This window comes from Ottowia sp. (assembly GCF_035325765.1).
Taxonomy (GTDB): domain Bacteria; phylum Pseudomonadota; class Gammaproteobacteria; order Burkholderiales; family Burkholderiaceae_C; genus Ottowia.
Map to the genome: position 1 here is coordinate 1 of NZ_DAOKZG010000043.1, position 22,680 is coordinate 22,680.

21 protein-coding genes are annotated in these 22,680 nt (G+C 69.6%); 2 read left to right on the top strand and 19 right to left on the bottom strand.

The genetic code is table 11. From position 1 onward, the window contains the following. Both PKA16_RS12490 and PKA16_RS12495 read right to left on the bottom strand, forming a co-directional pair. Nucleotides 1-904, bottom strand: a 904-nt coding sequence (locus PKA16_RS12490) for an ATP-dependent metallopeptidase FtsH/Yme1/Tma family protein (RefSeq protein WP_324403560.1), incomplete at its 3' end; no start/stop codon positions are given. A gap of 193 nt (nt 905-1,097) precedes the next feature. Then, nucleotides 1,098-1,757 carry an RlmE family RNA methyltransferase gene (locus tag PKA16_RS12495; RefSeq protein WP_324403561.1) on the bottom strand — a complete coding sequence of 220 codons (660 nt, stop codon included), beginning with the start codon at nt 1,755-1,757 and terminating at the stop codon, nt 1,098-1,100. A 20-nt stretch (nt 1,758-1,777) separates the two neighbouring features. On the opposite strand from PKA16_RS12495, the gene PKA16_RS12500 reads away from it, so the two are divergent. Together PKA16_RS12500 and PKA16_RS12505 are read left to right on the top strand one after the other, a co-directional pair. Then, nucleotides 1,778-2,251, top strand: coding sequence for a YhbY family RNA-binding protein (locus PKA16_RS12500; RefSeq protein WP_324403562.1), 474 nt, complete (start codon nt 1,778-1,780; stop codon nt 2,249-2,251). A gap of 306 nt (nt 2,252-2,557) precedes the next feature. Continuing rightward, nucleotides 2,558-3,280 carry a glycosyltransferase gene (locus PKA16_RS12505; RefSeq protein WP_324403563.1) on the top strand — a complete coding sequence of 241 codons (723 nt, stop codon included), beginning with the start codon at nt 2,558-2,560 and terminating at the stop codon, nt 3,278-3,280. Nucleotides 3,281-3,805: 525 nt separating this feature from the next. Here PKA16_RS12505 and PKA16_RS12510 read toward each other — a convergent pair. The 17 genes from PKA16_RS12510 to uppS form a co-directional block, all read right to left on the bottom strand. Beyond that, on the bottom strand, nt 3,806-4,297 hold the full coding sequence (locus PKA16_RS12510; protein WP_324403564.1) for a DUF4149 domain-containing protein: 492 nt from the start codon (nt 4,295-4,297) through the stop codon (nt 3,806-3,808). 134 nt (nt 4,298-4,431) lie between these two features. Beyond that, the gene (greA, locus tag PKA16_RS12515; RefSeq protein ID WP_324403565.1) at nt 4,432-4,908 is read right to left on the bottom strand and encodes a transcription elongation factor GreA; all 477 of its coding nucleotides are present in this window, start codon (nt 4,906-4,908) and stop codon (nt 4,432-4,434) included. Between the two features lie 127 nt (nt 4,909-5,035). Then, nucleotides 5,036-8,317 (bottom strand): carbamoyl-phosphate synthase large subunit, encoded by a 3,282-nt coding sequence (gene carB / locus PKA16_RS12520; protein WP_324403566.1) that lies wholly within the window; start codon nt 8,315-8,317, stop codon nt 5,036-5,038. An 86-nt stretch (nt 8,318-8,403) separates the two neighbouring features. Beyond that, the gene (locus PKA16_RS12525; RefSeq protein ID WP_324403567.1) at nt 8,404-8,766 is read right to left on the bottom strand and encodes a hypothetical protein; all 363 of its coding nucleotides are present in this window, start codon (nt 8,764-8,766) and stop codon (nt 8,404-8,406) included. A gap of 58 nt (nt 8,767-8,824) precedes the next feature. After that, nucleotides 8,825-9,994: a glutamine-hydrolyzing carbamoyl-phosphate synthase small subunit gene (gene carA, locus PKA16_RS12530; protein WP_324403568.1), complete on the bottom strand. Its 1,170-nt coding sequence runs from the start codon at nt 9,992-9,994 to the stop codon at nt 8,825-8,827. 124 nt (nt 9,995-10,118) lie between these two features. Then, the gene (locus PKA16_RS12535) at nt 10,119-10,934 is read right to left on the bottom strand and encodes an RNA methyltransferase (protein ID WP_324403569.1); all 816 of its coding nucleotides are present in this window, start codon (nt 10,932-10,934) and stop codon (nt 10,119-10,121) included. Further along, entirely contained in the window at nt 10,931-11,566 is a 636-nt protein-coding gene (rnhB, locus tag PKA16_RS12540; protein WP_324403570.1) for a ribonuclease HII, read from the bottom strand. Before rnhB ends, PKA16_RS12535 begins: the two co-directional genes overlap by 4 nt. Continuing rightward, a complete protein-coding gene (gene lpxB / locus PKA16_RS12545) occupies nt 11,538-12,764 on the bottom strand; it encodes a lipid-A-disaccharide synthase (RefSeq protein WP_324403571.1) in 1,227 nt (408 codons plus the stop codon). The genes rnhB and lpxB overlap by 29 nt, the downstream gene beginning before the upstream one ends. 175 nt (nt 12,765-12,939) lie before the next feature. Further along, nucleotides 12,940-13,728: an acyl-ACP--UDP-N-acetylglucosamine O-acyltransferase gene (gene lpxA / locus PKA16_RS12550; RefSeq protein WP_324403572.1), complete on the bottom strand. Its 789-nt coding sequence runs from the start codon at nt 13,726-13,728 to the stop codon at nt 12,940-12,942. 187 nt (nt 13,729-13,915) lie between these two features. Continuing rightward, nucleotides 13,916-14,359: a 3-hydroxyacyl-ACP dehydratase FabZ gene (gene fabZ / locus PKA16_RS12555; RefSeq protein ID WP_324403573.1), complete on the bottom strand. Its 444-nt coding sequence runs from the start codon at nt 14,357-14,359 to the stop codon at nt 13,916-13,918. A gap of 60 nt (nt 14,360-14,419) precedes the next feature. Continuing rightward, nucleotides 14,420-15,406: a UDP-3-O-(3-hydroxymyristoyl)glucosamine N-acyltransferase gene (gene lpxD / locus PKA16_RS12560; RefSeq protein ID WP_324403574.1), complete on the bottom strand. Its 987-nt coding sequence runs from the start codon at nt 15,404-15,406 to the stop codon at nt 14,420-14,422. A gap of 33 nt (nt 15,407-15,439) precedes the next feature. After that, nucleotides 15,440-15,958, bottom strand: a complete 519-nt coding sequence (locus PKA16_RS12565; RefSeq protein WP_324403575.1) for an OmpH family outer membrane protein — start codon at nt 15,956-15,958, stop codon at nt 15,440-15,442. Further along, nucleotides 15,955-18,252 (bottom strand): outer membrane protein assembly factor BamA, encoded by a 2,298-nt coding sequence (gene bamA / locus PKA16_RS12570; protein ID WP_324403576.1) that lies wholly within the window; start codon nt 18,250-18,252, stop codon nt 15,955-15,957. The genes PKA16_RS12565 and bamA overlap by 4 nt, the downstream gene beginning before the upstream one ends. A 55-nt stretch (nt 18,253-18,307) precedes the next feature. Then, entirely contained in the window at nt 18,308-19,687 is a 1,380-nt protein-coding gene (gene rseP / locus PKA16_RS12575; RefSeq protein ID WP_324403577.1) for an RIP metalloprotease RseP, read from the bottom strand. A 49-nt stretch (nt 19,688-19,736) separates the two neighbouring features. Continuing rightward, entirely contained in the window at nt 19,737-20,966 is a 1,230-nt protein-coding gene (gene ispC, locus PKA16_RS12580; protein WP_324403578.1) for a 1-deoxy-D-xylulose-5-phosphate reductoisomerase, read from the bottom strand. Further along, the gene (locus PKA16_RS12585; protein WP_324403580.1) at nt 20,963-21,829 is read right to left on the bottom strand and encodes a phosphatidate cytidylyltransferase; all 867 of its coding nucleotides are present in this window, start codon (nt 21,827-21,829) and stop codon (nt 20,963-20,965) included. Before PKA16_RS12585 ends, ispC begins: the two co-directional genes overlap by 4 nt. Before the next feature lie 14 nt (nt 21,830-21,843). Beyond that, complete coding sequence (gene uppS, locus PKA16_RS12590) at nt 21,844-22,566, bottom strand: polyprenyl diphosphate synthase (RefSeq protein ID WP_324403582.1); 723 nt, start codon at nt 22,564-22,566, stop codon at nt 21,844-21,846. Between the last annotated feature and the right edge of the window lie 114 nt (nt 22,567-22,680).

Genomic DNA, 22,680 nt, shown 5'->3' on the forward strand with positions numbered 1-22,680 from the left:
CGATCACGCCCAGGTTGGTCTCGAAGCCGTCCATCTCGACCAGCATCTGGTTCAGGGTCTGCTCGCGCTCGTCATTGCCGCCGCCGAGGCCGGCGCCGCGCTGGCGACCGACGGCGTCGATCTCGTCGATGAAGATGATGCAGGGGGCGTTCTTCTTGGCATTCTCGAACATGTCGCGCACGCGCGCGGCACCGACGCCAACGAACATCTCGACGAAGTCGGAGCCGGAGATGCTGAAGAACGGCACCTTGGCCTCGCCCGCGATCGACTTCGCCAGCAGCGTCTTGCCGGTGCCGGGTGGCCCGACCAGCAGCAGGCCGCGCGGAATGCGCCCACCGAGCTTCTGGAACTTCTGCGGGTCCTTCAGGAAGTCGACCACTTCCTTCACCTCTTCCTTGGCCTCGTCGCAGCCGGCGACGTCGGCAAAGGTGATGGTGTTGTTGTTCTCGTCGAGCATGCGCGCCTTGCTCTTGCCGAAGCTGAAGGCGCCGCCCTTGCCGCCGCCCTGCATCTGGCGCATGAAGTAGATCCAGACGCCGATCAGCAGCAGCATGGGACCCCAGCTCACCAGCAGGGTCATCAGCAGCGAGCCTTCCTCACGCGGCTTGACGTCGAACTTGACGTTGTGGTTGATCAGGTCGCCCACCAGCCCGCGGTCCAGGTAGGTGGCCTGGGTGCGCACGCGCCGATCGTCGTTCATCACCGCGATGATGTCGGTGCCCCCTGGCCCCTCCTGGATGGTCGCGCTCTTGACACGGTTGTTGCGCACGTCTTCCAGGAAGTCGGAGTACGCCACATGGCTGGCATTCACCATGCGCCCGGTGTCGAACTGCTTGAACACCGTGAACAGCACCATGGCGATCACCATCCATACGGCGACCTTGGAAAACCATTGATTCTTCAAGACCTTGCGCTCCAGTCAGTAAGTGGCCCAGACACGACCATAGATACGGGGCATTTTAGGCGTTTCAAGGCTCGAGCCGCCCCTCGGGCAACGGCAGCCCCTTGATTTGCGGCGCTATTCACGCTCGCGGGGACACCAAACAGAAGCCGTCTTGATGCACGTCAATCAAAACCGGTCGCCCGCCAAGTTCGTCTCATGGTTCCTTGAGGGTGCGCCCCACGAGAAAAGTTTCCGCCGACCGGGCGCGCGACGCGGCCGGCTTGATCGCCTTGACGCTGCGGAACTGATCCTTGAACTGCTTCACCAGCTGGCTGTAGCCGCTGCCGTGAAACAGCTTGACCACCAGGGCTCCATCCGGCTTCAGGTGCCAGCGCGCGAATTCCAGCGCCAGCTCGACCAGGTGGCTGATGCGCGCCGCATCGCTCGATTCGATGCCCGACAGATTGGGGGCCATGTCGGAGACCACAAGATCCACCGCCCGGCCCTGCAGCAGCTCGCCCAGGCGCGCCAGCACCGCCTCCTCCCGAAAGTCGCCCTGCACGAAGTGCACGCCCTCGATCGGCTCCATGGGCAGCAGGTCGAGCGCCAGGATCATGCCGTCCAGCGCGCCGACAGCGGCGCCCTGTGGCGCCAGGCGTCGGCGCAGGTACTGGCTCCAGGCCCCCGGGCTGCTGCCCAGGTCGACCACCACCTGGCCCGGGCGCACCAGGCCCAGCGCCTGGTCGATCTCCTGGAGCTTGTAGGCGGCGCGCGAACGATAGCCATCCTTCTGCGCCTGTCGCACGTAGGGATCGTTGACGTGGTCGGACAACCACGCCTTGTTCACCTTGCGGCTCTTGCTCCTGACCTTCATGGGAACGGGATAATACGGGCATGCCGCAAATCCAGCTCACGCCGGCCGAACGCAAGGCCCACCGCAGCGAGGCGCACCACCTCGATCCCGTCGTCATGATCGGCGGCGACGGCTTGACCGCGACCGTTGTGCGCGAGGCCGATGCGGCCCTGAACGCGCACGGCCTGATCAAGATCCGGGTGCATGGCGACGATCGCGACGCGCGCGAGGCGATGTTCCAGCAACTGGCCGACACGCTGGGCGCGGCACCCATCCAGCACATCGGCAAGTTGCTGGTGCTGTGGCGGCCGAAGCCGCCGAAGGCGCGCGCCGAGGACGCCGACCGGCGCCCCGGCCCCCGGGACGTCAAGGTGCTGAAATACAGCAAGCGTGGCGGTCAGCGCCCCGAGGTGCGCGTGGTCCACGTGCTGGGCAACCAGCGCCTGACGCCGGGCGGGAAGGTGAAGAAGGCACAGCCCAGGCAGAAGTCGGTCAAGCGGTCGCGCCCCGATTGACGCGGATGCGCCTCGATGCAGCCCCACTCCGGCAACTGACCGCTTGCGAACGTCCTGGAAGCCGCATGCCCATTGACATTGATCTTTTCGGTCGCGCCCACCTGCGGGGTGAGCGCGCGATACCCCCGTCAGCGGCACCCCAGCCGCGCCATGCGGTGTTGCTCGTCGCGCAACCCATCCGTGCGCTGCCTCGGGGCGTCTGGCTTGGCACGCCAATGGCGTCACTGACGGACGCACCCAGCCGTCGGATCTAGGTCGAGGAGCAGCCTGCGCATGTCAGACCACGGCCAGCGCCACATTCTCTGCATGAAGTGGGGCACCAAGTACGGCCCCGAATACGTCAACCGGCTCTACACGATGGTGCGCCGTCACCTGGGCGGCGACTTTCGCTTCGTGTGCCTGACCGACGACGCCCACGGCGTGCGGCCGGAGGTGCAGTGCCTGCCGATCCCGCCGCTCAACCTGCAGCTCAAGCCCGGCCAGCGCGATGGCGCCTGGAAGAAGCTCACCACCTTCGAGGCCGACCTGCACGGCCTCACCGGCACCGCCCTGTTCCTGGACCTGGACGTCGTGATCGTCGGCAGCCTGGACGACTTCTTCACGCAGCCCGGCGAGTTCCTGATCATCCACGACTACCCGCGCTTCTGGCGCTTTGGCCAGCGCATCATCGGCAACTCCTCCGTTTACCGCTTCGAACTCGGCGCGCACGCCGATGTGCTGGCGCATTTCCGCGCCCACATGGACGAGGTGCAGAAGAACCACCGCAACGAGCAGCACTTCCTCTCGCATTTCCTGCACCGCCAGGGCAAGCTGGCCTACTGGCCGGACGGCTGGTGCCCGAGCTTCAAGTACCAGTGCATCCCGGCCTGGCCGACCAACTACTGGCGCGCGCCCTTCGTGCCCGAGGGCGCGCGCATCGTGATCTTCCACGGCGAAGTGAACCCGCACGACGCGCTGGCGGGGCGGCGCAACAAGCGCCTGCACTACATCCGCCCGACCCCCTGGGTGGCGCAGGCCTGGCAGGAATAGGCCAACTTCGGCGCGCGCCACGGATATCCCCAACCAGCCCGGGCCGCACGAGCAGGTGCGTCAGGACGAGGAAGGCGGCAGACCTGAAGATGGGCCTCGCGGCACCGCGAGGCATGACGGATTCGGGCCGCTTCGTCGCGCCGGCGCCAACCGGCGTCATTCACCCCCAGGGCGACGCTGAACAAGCCCCCATGATGTGGCACGCCCTGTCTTGGAGTCGGACGCAAGACGCAAAGCGCAGGAACAGCCGCCGCTATTGGGAGCATTTGCAACGCCGCAGGATGCGTCGCGCGCGCAGGGCTTGGCCAGCGTTGCCCTGGATCCGGCAGCTGGGCGCGCCCCTCAGCCTAAAAACGGCAGTTGGACGCGCTCGCCAGCACCGCAATCGGCGTGCCAGGCAAGGCGCAAGGACGCGGCAGGCTCGTGCCTGCAAGGACGGGCAACGCCGCATGGCGCGGTCGCGGCGGCGCTGGCGGGCACATGGCGCCTCCACCCAACAAGTGCGCATCAACAAAGGCGAAAAGCTCAGTGTTCATGCGGAGTCCTGGACGTTTGCAGGCGGTCAACCGCCTGATCCAGGTTCACCCTGCCCAGTACGCAAGCGGGGATCAGGCGCCACAGCGCCGCGCCCGCGCACAGCCATTGCAGCGCGTACAGTGCCACCCCCGCGCTGTGCCACAGCCGCAGGTCGACGCGCGCCAGGATGCGCGGCGCCACCGCATATTGCAGCAGCAATGCGGCCAGCAACCCGGCCAGCACGAACACCAGGGTGGTCTGGGCAGCGCCGCTGACACGGGTTGGCGCGTGCTGCGGGCGCAGGCGCAGCAGCAGCACGATGCCGCAGGCGACGGAAACCCAGGTCTGGCCCGCAAACAGATGGGCTGCCACGCCACCGGCCAGCGCCTTCGACGGCAGGTGCAGAAACAGCAGCGGCACGGCCATGAAGCCGGTCACGCTCATGCTGCCCCACCACAGCGCGGCAGCCAGCACGGGCAGGCGGATCGTCAACGATTTCACGCGCGATCCGCCGGATTCATGCTGCACCGCATTCGAAAACATGGCAAATGACACCGGCTGGCGCCAGCATGACGAATGATGGGCCGGTCATTGGAGTGCGGCGAAGCCATGGGTCATTCGAACGCAAGGCCGTGTCAGACGTACCTGACCGCGACGATCTCGTAATGGCGCACGCCACCGGGCGCCTGGACCTCGGCCGTGTCGCCCTCTTCCTTGCCGATCAGCGCGCGCGCGATCGGGCTGCCGATGTTGATCAGGCCGAGCTTGAGGTCGGCCTCGTCCTCGCCGACGATCTGGTAGGTGACCTGGGCACCGGAATCCTCGTCCTCGAGCTCGACCGTGGCGCCGAACACCACGCGGCCACCGGCGTCGAGCTGCGCCGGGTCGATCACCTGGGCGGCGGCGAGCTTGCCCTCGATCTCCTTGATGCGACCCTCGATGAAGCCCTGGCGATCCTTGGCGGCGTCGTACTCGGCGTTCTCGCTGAGGTCGCCGTGCGAGCGCGCCTCGGCGATCGCCGCGATCACCGCCGGTCGGTCCTGGGTCTTCAGGCGCTGCAGCTCGGCCTTGAGCAGCGCCGCGCCGCGCTGGGTAATGGGTACGGTAGCCATGGTGTCGTCTTGAAGCGTGCTGGCCAAAAGCGAAACCGCCGAGCGCTGGGCCTCGGCGGTACGAATGGGAGCCCCATTATGCCGCCAAGGCGACGCGCACCCGCGGCACGGTGGCAGCGCGCCGCATTCAGGCCAGTTGCGCGTGCATCTCCTGCACCGAGATCACGCCCAGCTGGTCCATGTTCTTCATGCCCTCGACGGCTGCCTCGGCCCCGAAGATGGTGGTGATGGTGGGCACCCGCGCGGCCAGCGCGCTGACCCGGATGGCGCGGCTGTCGGCAATCGCGTTGCGCCGCTCCTCCACGGTGTTGATGACCAGCGATACGCCGCCGTTCTTGATCAGGTCGACCACGTGCGGGCGCCCCTCGGTCACCTTGTTGACGGTCTCGCAGGCGATGCCGGCGGCCTGGATGGCGGCCGCCGTGCCGCGCGTGGCCACCAGCGCATAGCCCAGCGCCGCCAGCTCGCGCGCCACCTGCACGGCCTGCGGCTTGTCGTGGTTGCGCACCGTCAGGAACACCTTGCCGCTCGGCGTGCCGTCGGCCTTGAGCGGCCGCGGCAGGCGCTCGCCCGCGCCCAGCTCGGCCTTGATGTAGGCCTGGCCGAAGGTCTTGCCCACGCCCATCACCTCGCCGGTCGACTTCATCTCGGGACCGAGGATGGTGTCGACCCCGGGAAACTTGACGAACGGGAACACTGCCTCCTTGACGCAGAAGTACGGCGGCGTGATCTCGGCGCCAACGCCCTGCTGATCGAGCGTGTCACCCACCATGCAGCGCGCCGCCACCTTGGCGAGTTGCACGCCGGTGGCCTTGCTGACGAAGGGCACGGTGCGGCTGGCACGCGGGTTGACCTCGAGCACGTAGATCACGTCCCGCTTGCCGCCGCCTTCGAGCGCCTGCTCCTGGATCGCGAACTGCACGTTCATGAGGCCGACCACGGCGAGGCCCTCGGCCATCGCGGCGGTCTGGCGCTTGAGCTCGGCCACGGTCTCCTGGCTCAGGTAATAGGGTGGCAACGAGCACGCCGAGTCGCCCGAATGCACGCCGGCCTGCTCGATGTGCTCCATCACACCGCCGATGTAGACGCGCCCGGCGCTGTCGCGCACGGCGTCGACGTCGCACTCGATGGCGTCCGACAGGAAGCGATCCAGCAGCACGGGAGAGTCGTTGCTGACCTTGACGGCCTCGCGCATGTAGCGCTCCAGGCTCGATTGCTCGTGCACGATCTCCATCGCGCGCCCGCCCAGCACGTAGCTCGGGCGCACCACCAGCGGGTAGCCCAGGGCGGCGGCCTTCTCCAGCGCCTCGGCCTCGGTGCGCGCGGTGGCGTTGGGTGGCTGGCGCAGGCCGAGCTGCTGCAGCAGGTGCTGGAAGCGCTCGCGATCCTCGGCGGCATCGATCATGTCGGGACTGGTGCCGATGATGGGCACGCCCTCCGCCGCCAGCGCCAGCGCCAGCTTGAGCGGCGTCTGGCCGCCGTACTGCACGATCACGCCGGTGGGCTGCTCCTTGTCGACGATCTCCAGCACGTCCTCCAGCGTCAGCGGCTCGAAGTACAGCCGGTCGCTGGTGTCGTAGTCGGTCGAAACGGTCTCGGGGTTGCAGTTGACCATGATGGTCTCGTAGCCGTCCTCGCGCATCGCCAGGGCCGCATGCACGCAGCAGTAGTCGAACTCGATGCCCTGGCCGATGCGGTTCGGGCCGCCGCCGAGCACCATGATCTTCTTGCGGTCGGTGGGGTTCGCCTCGCACTCGCTCTCGTAGGTCGAGTACATGTAGGCGGTATTGGTCGGGAACTCGGCGGCACAGGTATCCACGCGCTTGTAGACCGGACGCACCCCGACCGCGCGGCGGCGCGTGCGCACCGCGGCATCGCTGGTGTGCAGCAGCTTGGCCAGGCGCCGGTCCGAAAAGCCCTTCTGCTTGAGCGTCAGCAGCTCCTGCTTCGACAGCATGGCGAGCGCCTGGCCACCATGCTGCGCGGTGTGCTGGTCCAGGTCCAGTTCGATCTTCACGATTTCCTCGATCTGCGCCAGGAACCAGGGGTCGATCTTCGTGAGCTGCTGCACCTCGTCCAGCGTCCAGCCGGCGGCAAAGGCATCGCCCAGGTACCAGATGCGCTCGGGCCCGGGCTCGCCCAGCTCCTTCTCCAGCAGCTCGCGGTCCTGCGTCTTCTCGTTCATGCCGTCGACGCCGACCTCCAGGCCGCGCAGCGCCTTCTGGAAGCTTTCCTGGAAGGTGCGGCCGATCGCCATGACCTCGCCCACGCTCTTCATCTGCGTCGTCAGGCGGTCGTTGGCCGCCGGGAACTTCTCGAAAGCGAAGCGCGGCACCTTGGTGACGACGTAGTCGATGGTCGGCTCGAAGCTGGCGGGCGTGGCGCCACCGGTGATCTCGTTCTTCAGCTCGTCCAGCGTGTAGCCCACCGCCAGCTTGGCGGCGATCTTGGCGATCGGGAAGCCCGTGGCCTTGGACGCCAGCGCCGAGGAGCGCGAGACGCGCGGATTCATCTCGATCACGATCTGGCGCCCGCTGTTCGGATCGACCGCGAACTGCACGTTGGAGCCGCCGGTGTCGACGCCGATCTCGCGCAGGATGGCGATGCTGGCGTCGCGCATGATCTGGTATTCCTTGTCGGTCAGCGTCTGCGCCGGCGCCACCGTGATCGAGTCGCCGGTGTGCACGCCCATGGGGTCCAGGTTCTCGATCGAGCAGACGATGATGCAGTTGTCGGCCTGGTCGCGCACCACCTCCATCTCGAATTCCTTCCAGCCGAGCAGCGACTCCTCGATCAGCAGCTCATGCGTGGGCGAGGCTTCCAGGCCGCGCTTGCAGATGGTCTCGAACTCCTCCGGGTTGTAGGCGATGCCGCCGCCGGTGCCACCGAGCGTGAAGCTGGGCCGGATCACCGCCGGGAATCCCACCTTGGCCTGCACCGCCCAGGCCTCGTCCATGCTGTGCGCGATGCCCGAGCGCGCCGACTCCAGGCCGATGCGCGTCATCGCCTCCTTGAACTTGAGCCGGTCCTCGGCCTTGTCGATCGCCTCGGGGCGCGCGCCGATCAGCTCGACGTTGTACTTGGCCAGCACGCCGTGGCGCCACAGGTCGAGCGCGCAGTTGAGCGCGGTCTGCCCGCCCATGGTCGGCAGGATGGCGTCGGGCCGCTCGCGGGCGATGATCTTCTCGACCGTGGGCCAGGTGATCGGCTCGATGTAGGTGACGTCGGCCGTGGCCGGGTCGGTCATGATGGTCGCCGGGTTGCTGTTGATCAGCACCACCCGATAGCCCTCCTCGCGCAGCGCCTTGCAGGCCTGCACGCCGGAGTAGTCGAACTCGCAGGCCTGGCCGATCACGATGGGGCCGGCGCCGATGATGAGGATGGTTTGAAGGTCAGTGCGTTTTGGCATGGAATCGTGTCAGGTAGGCGGACGGCGCCGGGCGGCCACGGAAGTCATTTCGCGTGGCCCCCCCCGGAAACCGGAAGGCGCCTGTTTCAGGCATGGCGGTCGTTGTCGAGCTTGGCCAGCAGCGCCTGGGCACGCGCTTCGGGCATGTTCTTCTGCATCAGCTTGATCAGGCCATCGCCTTCGATCATCGGGCGCAGCACCTCCGCCTCGGCGTCGTAGAAGCGGACGTTCCAGCCGGCCAGTTCATTCGCCCATTCCTCGTCGCTCCAGGTCTTGCCCTTGGCCAGGAAGGTGACCAGCGGCATAGCCTTGTGTTCGAGGAAGGACTTCTTGTAGGGCTTCTGGCTCCAGCGCTCGGCGAACCATTCGCGGTGCGGCGAAGCCAGGCCCAGCATGCGGCGCGCGATGGCCTTTTCCAGCGTGGCCTGGGGGAAGGCGTAGAGTTTCATGGCCCTGGGAGTCGGTTGGGGGGATCGGAATGGCCGGCCGGATGCACGGCCGGCGGGATCAGGCCGCGCGCGCGGCCATCAGGTCGATGAAGCGGTCGAACAGGTAGCCGATGTCCTGCGGTCCGGACGAGGCCTCGGGGTGGCCCTGGAAGCAGAAGGCCGGCTTGTCGCTCACGGCAAAGCCCTGCAGGGTGCCGTCGAACAGGCTCAGGTGGGTGGCGCGCGCGCGCTGCGGTAGCGTGTCCAGGTCGACCGCGAAGCCGTGGTTCTGGCTGGTGATGCTGACGCGCCCGTTGTCCAGGTCGCGCACCGGATGGTTGGTGCCGTGGTGGCTGCTCACCATCTTGAAGGTGCGCGCGCCCAGCGCCAGCGCCATGATCTGGTGGCCCAGGCAGATGCCGAAGGTCGGCACGCCGCTGTCGATCAGCTCGCGCGTCGCGGTGATCGCGTAGTCGCAGGGCTCGGGGTCGCCCGGACCATTGGAGAGGAACACGCCATCGGGCTGCCGCGCCAGCACCTCGGCTGCGGGTGTCGCGGCCGGCACCACGGTGATGCGGCAGCCGCGCTCGGCCAGCATGCGCAGGATGTTGTGCTTGACGCCGAAATCGTAGGCAACGACGGAATAGCGCGGCGTGGTCTGCTCGCCATAGCCCTGGCCAAGCTGCCAGACGGTCTGGGTCCAGTCGTACGGCACGCGCGTGCTGACCTGGCGAACCAGGTCCAGGCCTGTCATCGGCGGCGCGGCGCGCGCCGCGGCCAGGGCAGCATCAATGCGTTCCTGCGTTGGCGCCTCGCCGGCGGCCAGGGCCAGGATGGCACCGTTCTGCCCGCCGCGATCGCGCAGCAGCCGCGTGAGCTGCCGCGTGTCGACGCCGGCGATCGCCACCGTGCCCTCGGCGCGCAGGTAGTCCGACAGGCCGCGCTCGGCGCGGTAGCTGCTGAAGCGCAGCGCCAGGTCGCGGATGATCAGGCCGGCGGCCTGCACCCGCGGCGATTCGACGTCCTCCGCGTTGACGCCGGTGTTGCCGATGTGCGGGTACGTCAGGGTGACCAGTTGCCGGCAGTAGCTGGGATCGGTCAGGATTTCCTGGTAGCCGGTCATCGCGGTGTTGAACACCACTTCGCCGGTGGTGGTGCCGGGGGCACCGATGGATTGGCCGATGAAGACATGACCGTCCGCCAGGGCCAGGATGGCGGTCGGGAATTTGCCCGCGAGGGACGAAAGCACTGGGTTCTCCGTGTCTGACGGTCGCCCGTGCGCGGCGCAGCGACAGCAGTCGCGGCGGCTGATCAACGCTGGATCGGTGCTTTTGACGGGGGTCGGGCGACGCTGATTCGAAAAAAGCGTTTGATTATAACGACGGCTCCGGCGCGGCTGCAGCGCCTGCATCCGCCGCCAGCGCCGCGGCGCTGGCATGCAGGCAGATCGCTGCTGCCGCCGCCACGCCCAGCGATTCCTCGCCGCCCGGCTGCGCGATGCGCAGGACCTGGTCGGCGCGCGCCAGCAGCGGCGCGGCCACGCCCTGCCCTTCGTGGCCGAACACCCAGGCGCAGGGCCAGGGCAGGTGCGCACGATGCAGCCACTCGCCCTGGTGCGAGCTGGTGGCCAGCCAGGGCAGTCGCAGCGCATCGAGTTCGCGCGGCTCCAGCCCGTCCACCAGGCGCAGGCCGAAATGCGCGCCCATGCCGGCGCGCAGCACCTTGGGCGACCACAGCAGGGCCGTGCCCTTGAGCGCAACGACCTGGCTGAAGCCGAATGCCGCCGCGCTGCGCAGGATCGAGCCGACGTTGCCGGCATCCTGCACGCGATCGAGCACCACCGTGGGCGCGCGCGGGTCCAGCGTGCGTTCCTGCGGCAGGTCCAGCACGAAGGCCAGCGGCGCCGGCGACTTCAGTCCGCTGACATGGGCCATCAGGGAGTCGTCCAGCACCAGGTTGCGGCGCGCCGCGCGCGCGAGCAGCTCCGGCGCCGCGGCCCAGCCCGATGCGGTGAACAGGCCGAGCGCCGGCTGCCAGCCGCGCGCCAGCGCGGCGCGGCCCAGGTGGTCGCCCTCCACCCAGACGCGGCCCTGCCGGCGCCAGGCGCCGGGATCGCGCGCCAGACGCGCCAGCGCCTTCACCAGGGGGTTGTCGCGCGACTGGATGCGCTCCGGCGTGCGAGCCGTCATGGCGCGACGCCCGCGCGCGCCAGCACCGCCGCCACCGGGGCGAACGAGCGCCGGTGGTGCTCGCAGGCGCCGTGCGCGCGCAGCGCCTGCAGGTGTGCCGCCGTGCCATAGCCCTTGTGCGCCGCGAAGCCGTACTGGGGCCACTGGGCATCGATGGCCTGGCACCAGCGGTCCCGGTGCACCTTGGCCAGGATCGAGGCCGCCGAGATCGCCGGCACGCGGGCGTCGCCACCGACCACGGCTTCGGCGCGCAGCGCCAGGCGCGGCAGGTGGTCGCCATCGACCAGCACCTTGGTCGGCACCAGGCGCAGGCCGGCGACGGCGCGTTGCATCGCCAGCAGCGTCGCCTGCAGGATGTTCAGGCGGTCGATCTCGACCACCGAGGCCTCGGCGATGGCGCAGCACAGGGCGTGCGCGCGGATCTCGTCGAACAGCGCGGCACGTCGACTGGCGCTGAGCCTCTTGGAATCCGCCAGGCCGGCGATCGGGCGCCGCGGGTCGAGAATCACCGCCGCGGCCACCACCGGCCCGGCCAGCGGGCCGCGCCCCGCCTCGTCCACGCCCGCCACGAGGCCGGGCGCATCCCAGTCGAGCAATCCCTGTTCAGCGCGCAAGAAGTGTTTCGATCGCATCGGTGGCCAGGCGCGCCGTGTCGCGCCGCAGTTCCTCGTGCAGGTCCCGGAAGCGGGCCTCGAGCGCCGCCATTTTCGCTGGCGCCGCCAGCCAGTCCAGCACGGCGCGCGCCAGCGCCTCGGGCGTGGCCGCGTCCTGCAGCAGTTCCGGCACGACGAACGGCGCGTCCGGCCGGTCCGCCGCCTGCCAGGCGGTCATGCCGGTCGGCCGGCGCAGCCAGGCGCGCGGCGCGCACAGCACGTTGGGCAAGCCGACCCAGGGCAGCTGGCGCTGGCGCCGCATCAGCCGGTAACTCAGGCGCGGCATGGCGTAGGCGATCACCATCGGGCGCTTGAACAGGGCCGCCTCCAGCGTCGCCGTGCCGCTGGCGATCAGCGTCACGTCGCAGGCCGCCAGCGCCGCGTGCGACTGTCCGCGCAGCACGGTGACTGCCGGGCCCAGGCCACTCGCCCGCACCGCCGTCTCGACGCGTGCCAGCAGGTGCGGCACCGCGGGCAACAGGAAGCGCACGTCCGCCTGCGCCTGGCTGATCCGCGCCGCCGCGCGCAGGAAGCGCCCTGCGAGATGCTCGACCTCGGCGGCGCGGCTGCCGGGCAGCAGGGCCACGACCGGGACGCCATCCGGAATTCCCAGGGCGTGGCGCGCCGCCGCCCGATCGGGCACCAGCGGGATCGCGCTGGCCAGCGGATGGCCGACGTAGGTGGCGGCAATCCCCGCTTCGGCCAGCAGCTCGGGCTCGAACGGAAACAGGCAGAGCACGTGGTCGGCCGCGCGCCGCAGCTTGGCCAGCTTCTCCGGGCGCCAGGCCCAGAACGACGGGCTGACGAAGTGCAGGGTCCGCACGCCCGCCGTGCGCAGGCGCACTTCGAGATCGAAGTTGAAATCCGGCGCGTCGACGCCGATGAACAGGTCGGGGCGCTCGGCCAGCAGCCGGTCGCCCAGCCGGCGCCGCAGGCGCAGCAGTTCGGGCAGGCGCGCGAGCACCTCCAGGTAGCCGCGCACCGAGAGCTTCTCGACCGGCCACCAGGCCTCGAAGCCGCGCGCCGCCATCTCGGCGCCGCCGATGCCGACCGCTTCAAGGCCAGGCCAGCGCTGCCTCAGGGCATCCAGCAGATGCCCGGCCAGCAGGTCACCCGACGCTTCGCCAGCGACCAGGGCGAAGCGGGGTGCGGCGGTTCCATGGGCAGCCGGGGGCAACAGACATCCCGTCCAAATCAGCGCGCCCGCGCATTCCGTGGCCGCAGGGTGGGCGATGTCGGCAGACACCGTGGCCGGACCGGCGCCGGCCATTGGCCTCGTCCCCGGTGCGGGCGGCCGGGAGTCACCGCCTCCGGCGGTGGGCTCGTCGCGCCCGGCGCCTCGGGAGGAAACCTCATCTCACGATCCCGCGCGTCGCCGCCGCCAGGAAGTCCTGCATCAGGGCGATGTCCGCATCGGTCTCGGCCCCCTCGCCGCGCAAGGCCTCGATCTGCTCGCGCGCGGCCTCCAGCGTCAGGCCCTTGCGATAGAGCAGGCGCTGCATCTGCTTGACGATGGCGATGCGCTCGGCGCCATAGCCACGCCGGCGCAGGCCCTCGACGTTGATGCCCTGCGCCTCGGCCGGGTTGCCGCCGGCGGTGACGAAGGGCGGCAGGTCCTGCGCCAGCCGGGTCTGGAAGGCGGTCATCGCGTGCGCGCCGATGCGCACGAACTGGTGCACGCCCGTGAGGCCACCCAGGAAGGCCCAGTCGCCCAGATGCACGTGGCCTGCCAGCTGCACCGCGTTGGCCAGGATGATGTGGTCGCCCAGCTGGCAATCGTGCGCGATGTGCACATAGGCCATGATCCAGTTGTCGCGACCCAGGCGCGTCACGCCGGCATCCTGCGCGGTGCCGGTGTTGATGGTGACGAACTCGCGGATCGTGTTGCCGTCGCCGATTTCCAGGCGCGTCGGCTCGCCCGCGTATTTCTTGTCCTGCGGCGGCGCGCCGAGACTGGCGAACTGGAAGATGCGGTTGTCCTGGCCAATCGTGGTCTCGCCCTCGATCACGCAGTGCGGGCCGATGGAGGTGCCGGCGCCGACGCGCACGTGCGGGCCGATCACCGCATACGGTCCGACCTGCACCGATGCGTGCAGTTCGGCCCGCGGATCGACCAGCGCTGTCGGGTGAATCCCCGTCATGTCAGGCCCTTGCCGCGCCGGGAACCACCGGCGCATGGCCCGAGGCGCGCCGAGTGACCGCGCAGCGCGCCGGACCGGCGAACGCCCTGCCCGGACCTGTGCCGAGCATCGGCACGGCCCGCCCCAGCGCCGCGCCGGGCGCAAGGCGCATCAGCGCCTCGGAGGGGAACCCCTCATGCATCCCGCGTCAACCGACATCCCGCATGGTGCACATGATGGCGGCCTCGCAGGCCACCTCGTCGCCCACCATGGCCTTGCAGTTGAAGCGGTAGATGCCGGCACGCGCGCGGTCCAGAGCGGCATGCAGGACGAGCTGGTCGCCCGGCTCCACCGGACGCTTGAAACGCGCGCCGTCGATGCCGACGAAGTAGAAGACCTGGTCCTCGCGCAGCGAGATGCCCTCGGTCTCGAACGACAGCAGGGCGCAGGTCTGGGCCATGGCCTCGAGCATCAGCACCCCCGGCATCACCGGACGGGTCGGAAAATGGCCCGTGAAGAAGGGTTCGTTCACCGTCACGTTCTTGATCGCGCGCAGCGTCTTCGCCTCGAGGTCGATGTCGAGCACGCGATCGACCAGCAGGAACGGGTAGCGGTGCGGGAGCTTTTCCAGGATACGGTGGATGTCCATCATGGCGGGCGCTTCTTTTCTGATAGCTGTTGGCGCAGGATTGACCCGCGCATCGGGCTCATTTTACGCATTCGCGCCGCCCTTGATGCGGGCCTCGAGGCGCTTCACGCGTTCGCGCAGCGCATGGATGTGCTTGAGCGTGGCAGCGTTCTTTTCCCAGTTCGCGTTGTCATCGATCGGGAAGAAGCCGGTGTAGTGCCCGGGCTTGAGAATGGAGCGCGTGACGATCGAGGCCGAGGAGATGTGCACGTGATCGGCGATCGTCAGGTGGCCCAGGATCATGCCGGCCCCGCCCACCGTGCAATGGGCGCCGATGCGGGCGCTGCCGGCCACGCCGACGCAGCCGGCCATCGCCGTATGCCGGCCGATGTGGCAGTTGTGGCCGATCTGGATCAGGTTGTCGAGCTTGACGCCATCCTCGATCACGGTGTCATCCAGCGCGCCGCGGTCGACGCAGGTGTTGGCGCCGATCTCCACGTCGTCGCCGATGCGCACGGCCCCAAGTTGCTCGATGCGCTCCCAGCGGCCGGCGTCGGGAGCAAAGCCGAAGCCGTCGCCGCCGATCACGGCGCCGCTCTGCACCAGGCAGCGTGCGCCGATCACGCAACCGGCCTCGACCGTGACGCGCGCCTTCAGCACCGTGCCGGCGCCGATGCGCGCGCCCGACCCGACGAAGCACTGCGGCCCGATGCTGGCGCTCGGATCGATCTGCGCGTCCGCCTCCACCACGGCGCTCGGGTGGATGCCGGGACGCGGCGCGCCGCCGTGCTGGCGCCGCCAAAGCTGGGTCAGCCGCGCAAAATACAGGTGCGGGTGAGCTGCGACGATGCAGTCGCCGCGGGCGCGCGCTGCCGCGGCCAGTTCGGGCCCGACCACGATGCAGCCGGCTTGCGTACGATCGAGCGCCTCGGCCAGGCGCGGGTCCACCAAAAAGCTCAGCTCGCTGGCGGTGGCGGTTTCCAGCGGCGCCAGCCGCGTGATGAGCCGTTCGGGATCACCCTGCAACTCGCCGCCCAGGGCCGCGATGATCGAGCCGATGCGCAGCGTCATGACGAGCCTCGAGGATGGCCCCTCCGCCTGCGCTCACTTGCCGTTGTCGAGCGCCTTGATCACCTTGTCGGTGATGTCGAGCCGCGGGTTGATGTAGACGGCCTCCTGGAAGATGGCATCGTACTTCTCGCTCTCGGCGATCTGGCGCACCACGCGGTTGGCGCGGTCGAGGATCTGCTGCAGTTCTTCCTGCTTGCGCGCGTTCAGGTCCTCCTGGAACTCGCGCCGCCGGCGCTGGAAGTCGCGGTCCTGGTCGACCAGCTGGCGCTGGCGCGCGGTACGCTGGCTCTCGCTCATGGTGAGCGCTTCGCGCTCGAAGCGCTCGGAGGCGCTGGCCAGCGCCTGGCCGGCGTCGTCGATCTCCTTCTCGCGCTTGGAGAATTCCTGCTCCAGCTTGGTCTGCGCCGCCTTCGCGGGCGCCGCCTCGCGCAGCAGGCGATCGGTGTTGACGAAGCCGATGCGCATGCCGTCCTGCGCCGGTGCGGCAGGACTCCACAGCAGCGCGAGCGCGGCCAGCGCGGCGACCAGGTGACGAACAGAAAGCGACATCAAAACGAGGTTCCGATCTGGAATTGGAATCGCTGGATTCTATCGCCCGGCCGCTTGCGCAGCGGCACCGCGTACGCAAAGCGCAGGGGCCCCAGGGGCGAGATCCAGCTCAGGCCGACGCCGGTCGAGTAGCGCAGCGCGTCGCCGCTGATCTTCTCGTTTTCGCCGTACAGCGCCCCGGCGTCGACGAAGCCGAACAGGCGCAGCGTGCGGTCGTTGCCGGCACCCGGGAACGGGGTGATGAACTCGGCGTTCAGCGTCACCTTGCGCGTGCCGCCGATGAAGGCACCGGTCACGTCGCGCGGGCCCAGCGTGCTCTGGTCGTAGCCGCGCACCGAGCCGAGGCCCCCCGAATAGAAGTTCTTGAACACCGGGAACGGCTGCCCACCCAGGCCCTTGCCCCAGCCCAGCTCGCCGTTGAAGGCGAGGGTGTACTGCTTGTTCAGCGGCACGTACTGCTGGTACTGGTAGTTGGCCTTGACATAGCGCGCATCGCCGATCAGGCCGAGCTCGCCCAGCAGGCGCTGGTAGCGCCCCGAATTCGGCGCCAGCGCGCTGTCGCGCGAATCGCGCGACCAGCCCAGGGTGAACGGGATCGCGTCGCTGGTGTAGCCGAAGCGCTCGGCATAGGCCAGGTAGGCTGCCGGGATGTTGGTGCCCGGCTTGATGCGCGTGCGCTCGAGGTTCATGCCCAGGTAGACGGTGTCGAGTTCGGTCACGGGAAGTCCGAACTTCAGGCCTGCGCCCATCGTCACCAGCGTGTAGTTGCCGCCCTGGTCCTCGTACGGCTTCTGCGTGCGGTAGTAGACGTCGACCGTGCGCGAAACACCGTCGGTGGTGAAATACGGATCGGTCGCGCTCACCACCACGGTGCGGTTGTACTTGCCGGTGTTGAGCTGCAGGTCGAGCCGGTTGCCGGATCCGAATGCGTTCTCCTGCGACAGGCCGAAGGTGAAGGCCAGCTTCTCGGCCGAGGAATAGCCGGCCCCGATCGAGACGTTGCCGGTCGGCTTCTCCTTCACCTCGACGTCGAGGTCGACCTGGTCCGGCGCGCCGGCCACCTCGGCGGTGGTGACCGAGAGCTCGGTGAAGTAACCCAGGCGATCGACCCGGTCGCGCGACAGCCGGATCTTCTCGGCGTCGTACCAGCTCGATTCGTACTGGCGGAACTCGCGCCGGATCACCTCGTCGCGCGTGCGCGTGTTGCCGTGGATGTTGATGCGGCGCACGTAGACGCGCCGCGCGGGATCGGCGCGCAGGGTGATCGCCACGCGGTTGTTGGCGCGGTCCACGTCGGGCACGGCCTCGACGTGGGCGAAGGCGTAGCCGTAGTTGCCGAAGTGGTCGATGAAGGCCTTGGTGGTCTCGGCCACCTGGTCGGCGTTGTAGGGCTCCCCGGGCTTGATCGTGACGAGCGACTTGAACTCGTCGTCGCGGTCCAGGAAATTGCCGTCCAGGGTGACGCCGGAGACGACGAACCGATCGCCCTCGGTGATGTTGACGGTGATGCCGATCGACTCCTTGTCGGGCGACATCGCCACCTGGGTGGAGTCGATCTTGAAGTCCAGGAAGCCGCGCGTGAGGTAGAACGAGCGCAGCGCTTCCAGGTCGGCGTTGAGCTTGCTGCGCGAATACTGGTCGCTCTTCGTGTACCAGGCCAGCCAGCCTCCGGTGTCGAGCTCGAACAGGTCCTTCAGGCGCGATTCGCTGAAGGCGTGGTTGCCGACGATGTGGATGTCCTTGATGCGTGCCGCGCGACCTTCCACGATGTTGAAGGTCAGGCGCACCTGGTTGCGCTCGAGCGGCGTCACCGTGGTCGTGACCTCGGCTCCGTACAGGCTGCGGTTGATGTACTGGCGCTTGAGTTCCTGTTCCGCGCGGTCGACCAGGGCGCGATCGTAGGACTGGCCGGCGGCAAGCCCGGCATCGCGCAGGGCGCCCTGCAGCACCTCGTTGCTGAACTCCTTGTTGCCGGCGAATTCGACCGCTGCAACCGTGGGCCGCTCCTGCACGATCACCACCAGCACGTCGCCGGCGACCTCGAGCCGCACGTCGGTGAACAGGCCCAGCCCGAACAATGCCCGAATCGCCGCCGTGCCCTTGTCGTCGGTGTAGGTGTCGCCCACGCGCAGCGGCAGCGAGGCAAACACGGTGCCAGGCTCGACCCGCTGCAGCCCCTCGACGCGGATGTCGCGCACGGTGAACGGATCCACCGCCCAGGCCACTTGCGCCGCGAATGCCAGGGAGGCCAGCGCCGCCGCGGCGCGCCAGCGAAAACGATGGGAAAACAAGTTCATGGATGCTGCAAAGGCAGGGCGGCCCGCGAGGGCCGCCGAGGAAGCGCGGAGGTGATCAGCCCAGTCGGTTGACGACGTCGTTGTACATCGCAATCGTCATCATGGCCACGAGCAGCGCCACGCCGACATATTGCAGCCGCTCCAGCCAGGCACCGGCAACCGGCCTTCCTGTGACGGCTTCCCAAAGATAATACATCAGGTGCCCCCCATCGAGGACGGGCAGCGGCAGCAGGTTGAGCACGCCCAGGCTGACGCTGATGAAGGCCAGGAAGGCGAGGTAATAGGTCAGGCCGAGGCTGGCCGACTTGCCGGCGTAGTCGGCGATCGCGATCGGTCCGCTGAGGTTGCGCAGCGAGACCTCGCCCATCGCCATGCGGCCGAGCAGGCGCAGCGACAGCGCCGAGACCTCCCACGTGCGCACCACGCCGGACCACAGGCCATCCAGCGGGCCGCTGCGCACCAGCACGAACTCGGGCGCGCTGCCGACCATGGCGCCGATGCGGCCGATGGTGCGGCCCTGTTCCTGCTGCGCCTCGGGCTGCAGTTCGAGCGTGAAGCGCCGGCCGGCGCGCTCCACCTCCCAGGACTGCACGGGTGACGCGCCGTCCCGTGCGGCCGCGCGGATGCGGTCGCGCAGTTGCTGGCCGTCGGCGATCGCCTGGCCGTCGATGCGCAGCACCAGGTCCCCCTGGCGCAGGCCGGCGCGCTCGGCGGCGCCGCCGGGCAGCACCTCGCCGATCAGCGGACGCGACAGCGGCGCGACGATGCCGATGTCGCGGAACAGCTGGGGGTTGGGGTCGCGTCCGCGCAGCGTCGCCAGCGGCAGCACCAGCTCATGCGTGCGTCCGCCCGCAGCCGAGGCGCTGACCTCCAGCACCACGTCCTGGGCATCCAGTGCGCCCCGGGTCAGCAACCAGCGCAGGCTTTCGAACGAGGCGAGCGGCTGGAGTTCGTCCCCCGCCAGCGCGCCGCGGCGCACCAGCTCGCCACCCTGCAAGCCGGCCTGCGCAGCCAGCGAGCCGGCCACCGGCGTGGCCAGCACGGCGCGCGGCTCCTGGACCCCGATCCAGCCCACCGCGGCGTACAGCAGCACGGCCAGCACCAGGTTCGCCACCGGCCCGGCCGCGACCACGAGCGCGCGCGCGTGCAGCGGCTGGGTATTGAAGGCGCGGTCGCGCTCGGCCGCTGCCACCGGCGCCTCGCGCTCGTCGAGCATCTTCACGTAGCCCCCCAGCGGGATCGCGCCGATCACGAATTCGGTATCCTGCCCCGGATGCTGGCGCCGCGGCCGCCAGCGCGCCAGCGCCGGCCCGAAGCCGATGGAAAAGCGCAGCACCTTCACCCCGCAGGCGACAGCGACGCGGTAGTGGCCCCACTCGTGGACGGCGATCAGGATCGCCAGCGCGGCGATGAAGGCGATCAGGGTGGTCAGCATGGCCGCAATTGTCGCTGCTTGGGGCGCGCCGCGCACGCGCCGGGCCCCGTCAGCCGGCGCAGGATCGAACGACGCGGGCCGCCTCGGCGCGCGCCTGGGCGTCCAGCTCGAGCAACGCTTCCAGGCTGTCCGGGTGCTGCGGCAGCACGCGCTCGAGCGTGGTGCAATTCACCTGGTGGATCTGGTCGAAGCGCAGGCGTCGCTGCAGGAACGCCGCCACCGCCACCTCGTTGGCGGCGTTGAGCACGGCGCAACTTCCCGGCGCCGCGCGCAGCGCCTGCCAGGCCAGCGCCAGTCCCGGGAAGCGCAGGCGGTGCTCGCCATCGTCGATGGACTCGAAGCTCAGGTCCTGCAGCGCGCGGAAATCGAGCGCCGGCGCGCCCGAGGCGATGCGCTCGGGCCAGGCCAGGCCGTAGGCGATCGGCACCCGCATGTCGGGCGTGCCCAGTTGCGCCACCACCGAGGCGTCGCGGTACTGCACCATGGAATGAATCACGCTTTGCGGGTGGATCACGACCTCGAGCTGCTCGGGCGCGACGCCGAACAGGTAGCGCGCCTCGATCACCTCCAGCGCCTTGTTCATCATGGTGGCCGAGTCGACCGAGATCTTGCGACCCATCACCCAGTTCGGGTGGGCGCAGGCCTGCTCGGGCGTCACCGCCGCGAGCGTGGCCGGCGCGCGCGTGCGAAACGGCCCGCCCGAGGCGGTGAGGATGATCTTGTCGATGCGCGCCGCCCATGTCGAAGCGTCTTCGGGCAGCGACTGGAAGATCGCCGAGTGCTCGCTGTCGATCGGCAGCAGGGTGGCACCGCCCGCTTGCACGGCGCGCAGGAACACCTCCCCGCCCACCACGAGGGCCTCCTTGTTGGCCAGCAGCAGGCGCTTGCCGGCGCGCGCCGCGGCCAGACACGGAGCGAGGCCGGCCGCGCCCACGATTGCCGCCATCACGCTGTCGACCTCGTCCCAGGACGCCAGCTGCTCGAGTGCCGCCGGCCCATGCTCGACCCGCGTCGGCAGCCCGCGCGCCCGGATCTTCCCCTCGAGTTCGGCCGCATGCGCCGCGCTGGCCAGCACGGCCAGGCGTGGCCGGAAGCGTTCGCACTGCGCCAGCATGCGATCGACCTGGGTCGCGGCGGCCAGTGCCACCACCTCGAAGCGGTCCGGATGGCGCGCCGCCACGTCGAGCGTGCTGGTGCCGATCGAGCCCGTGGAGCCCAGCACCGCCAGCCGCTGGCGCGCCACCGCGCGGCGAGCCGGGGACGACCGGCCCGTGTTCATGTCCCGCTCCCCGACACCAGGCCCGCCAGCAGCAACGCCAGCGGCAGCGTCGGCAGCAGGGCATCGACGCGGTCCAGCACGCCGCCATGACCGGGCAGCAGGCGACTGGAATCCTTCACGCCGGCGCTGCGCTTGACCAGCGATTCCATCAGGTCGCCCACCACGCTCATGGCGCACAGGAACAGCAGTCCCAGCACGAACCATGCCGCCCCGCCTTGCTGCAGGCGGAGGTACAGGCTGGCCGCGCCCACGGCCTGGCCGCGCTCCCAGGCGGCCCAGGCGGCCGCCACCACCAGCACGCCGAGCATGCCACCCCACACGCCTTCCCAGCTCTTGCCCGGGCTGATGGCCGGCGCCAGCTTGCGCCCGCCGGTCAGGCGCCCCCCCAGGGCGCGGCCGCTGAAATAGGCAAAGATGTCGGCCGTCCACACCAGCACCAGCACCGACAGCAGGAAATTGACCCCGACGGCGCGCGCCTGTGCCAGCGCCAGCCAGGCCAGCGTGAGCCCGCCCACGCCGATCGCCCAGCGCAGCACGCGCGGCAATCGTGGCCAGCCGGCGACGCCGCGCGCCAGCAGCCAGGCCCCGCCCACCACCCAGGCCAGGGCGGCGCCCAGCCACAGCCCTGGCAGCGCCTGCTCGACCACCCCGCCCCACCACAGGCCCAGGCACAGGAGCGCGCACAGCAGGCCGGTGGCGACGGCACCAGCACCCGTGACCCCGTTCAGGCGCGCCCACTCCCAAGCACCCGCCGCGATGAACAGCAGGCCCAGTCCGATGAACGGGGTGGCGCTCGGCGCCAGCAGCGCGGGCAGCAGGAGCGCCAGCAGCACCAGCGCGGTGACCACCCGTTGCAGCAGCATTGCCGAAACCGCCGTCAACCCGTGGCGAGCGCGCCCGTGACCTGCTCGGACGTCTGGCCGAAGCGCCGCTCGCGCGCGGCATAGGCCGCCAGTGCTTCGTCCAGGGCAGCTTCGTCGAAGTCGGGCCACAGCCGGTCGCTGAAATACAGCTCGCTGTAGGCACTCTGCCAGAGCAGGAAATTGCTCAGGCGCTGCTCGCCTCCGGTGCGGATCAGCAGGTCCGGATCGGGCACGTGGGCCAGCGCCATGGCACGGTCCAGGCTGGCCTCGGTGATTGGTTCGCCACGCGCGGCCAGACCGGCCGCGGCCTGGGCGATGTCCCAGCGACCACCGTAGTTGAAGCAGACGTTGAGCAACATGCGCGGGGCCGCCGCCGTCGCCGCCTCGGCCTGCGCCAGTCCCTGCTGCAGGCGCGCCGACAGGCCGGCGCGCTCGCCCACGAAGCGCAGCCGGATGCCGCCATCGCGCAATTGCGGCACCTCGCGCACCAGCGCCTTGGCCATCAGGTCCATCAGGCCGCGCACCTCGTCGTCGGGACGGCTCCAGTTCTCGGAGGAGAAAGCGAACACCGTCAGCACCTGCACCCCGCGCTCGGCGCAGGCGCGGATGCAGCGGCGCAGCGCTTCCACGCCCTGGCGATGGCCGGCAATGCGCGGCAGCAGGCGCCGGCGCGCCCAGCGGCCGTTGCCGTCCATCACGATGGCGATGTGACGCGGAATGCCGTGGGAAGGAGACATGTTGGCCATGTGCGCGGGACCACCAGTTCAGAAGGCTGTGCGACAAGGCCGCTCAGGAGGCCGCGGAGCAGGCCGGGCCAGCGGCAGCCGGGGCCGGAGTCCCCCTGGCCACAG

Bases quoted from the DNA above. Each gene is read 5' to 3' on its own strand.
- PKA16_RS12495 (WP_324403561.1), bottom strand. From the start codon at position 1,757: ATGAAGGTCAGGAGCAAGAGCCGCAAGGTGAACAAGGCGTGGTTGTCC.
- PKA16_RS12500 (WP_324403562.1), top strand. From the start codon at position 1,778: ATGCCGCAAATCCAGCTCACGCCGGCCGAACGCAAGGCCCACCGCAGC.
- PKA16_RS12505 (WP_324403563.1), top strand. From the start codon at position 2,558: ATGAAGTGGGGCACCAAGTACGGCCCCGAATACGTCAACCGGCTCTAC.
- greA (WP_324403565.1), bottom strand. From the start codon at position 4,908: ATGGCTACCGTACCCATTACCCAGCGCGGCGCGGCGCTGCTCAAGGCC.
- carB (WP_324403566.1), bottom strand. From the start codon at position 8,317: ATGCCAAAACGCACTGACCTTCAAACCATCCTCATCATCGGCGCCGGC.
- PKA16_RS12525 (WP_324403567.1), bottom strand. From the start codon at position 8,766: ATGAAACTCTACGCCTTCCCCCAGGCCACGCTGGAAAAGGCCATCGCG.
- PKA16_RS12535 (WP_324403569.1), bottom strand. From the start codon at position 10,934: ATGACGGCTCGCACGCCGGAGCGCATCCAGTCGCGCGACAACCCCCTG.
- rnhB (WP_324403570.1), bottom strand. From the start codon at position 11,566: ATGCGATCGAAACACTTCTTGCGCGCTGAACAGGGATTGCTCGACTGG.
- lpxA (WP_324403572.1), bottom strand. From the start codon at position 13,728: ATGACGGGGATTCACCCGACAGCGCTGGTCGATCCGCGGGCCGAACTG.
- fabZ (WP_324403573.1), bottom strand. From the start codon at position 14,359: ATGATGGACATCCACCGTATCCTGGAAAAGCTCCCGCACCGCTACCCG.
- lpxD (WP_324403574.1), bottom strand. From the start codon at position 15,406: ATGACGCTGCGCATCGGCTCGATCATCGCGGCCCTGGGCGGCGAGTTG.
- bamA (WP_324403576.1), bottom strand. From the start codon at position 18,252: ATGAACTTGTTTTCCCATCGTTTTCGCTGGCGCGCCGCGGCGGCGCTG.
- rseP (WP_324403577.1), bottom strand. From the start codon at position 19,687: ATGCTGACCACCCTGATCGCCTTCATCGCCGCGCTGGCGATCCTGATC.
- ispC (WP_324403578.1), bottom strand. From the start codon at position 20,966: ATGAACACGGGCCGGTCGTCCCCGGCTCGCCGCGCGGTGGCGCGCCAG.
- PKA16_RS12585 (WP_324403580.1), bottom strand. From the start codon at position 21,829: ATGCTGCTGCAACGGGTGGTCACCGCGCTGGTGCTGCTGGCGCTCCTG.
- uppS (WP_324403582.1), bottom strand. From the start codon at position 22,566: ATGTCTCCTTCCCACGGCATTCCGCGTCACATCGCCATCGTGATGGAC.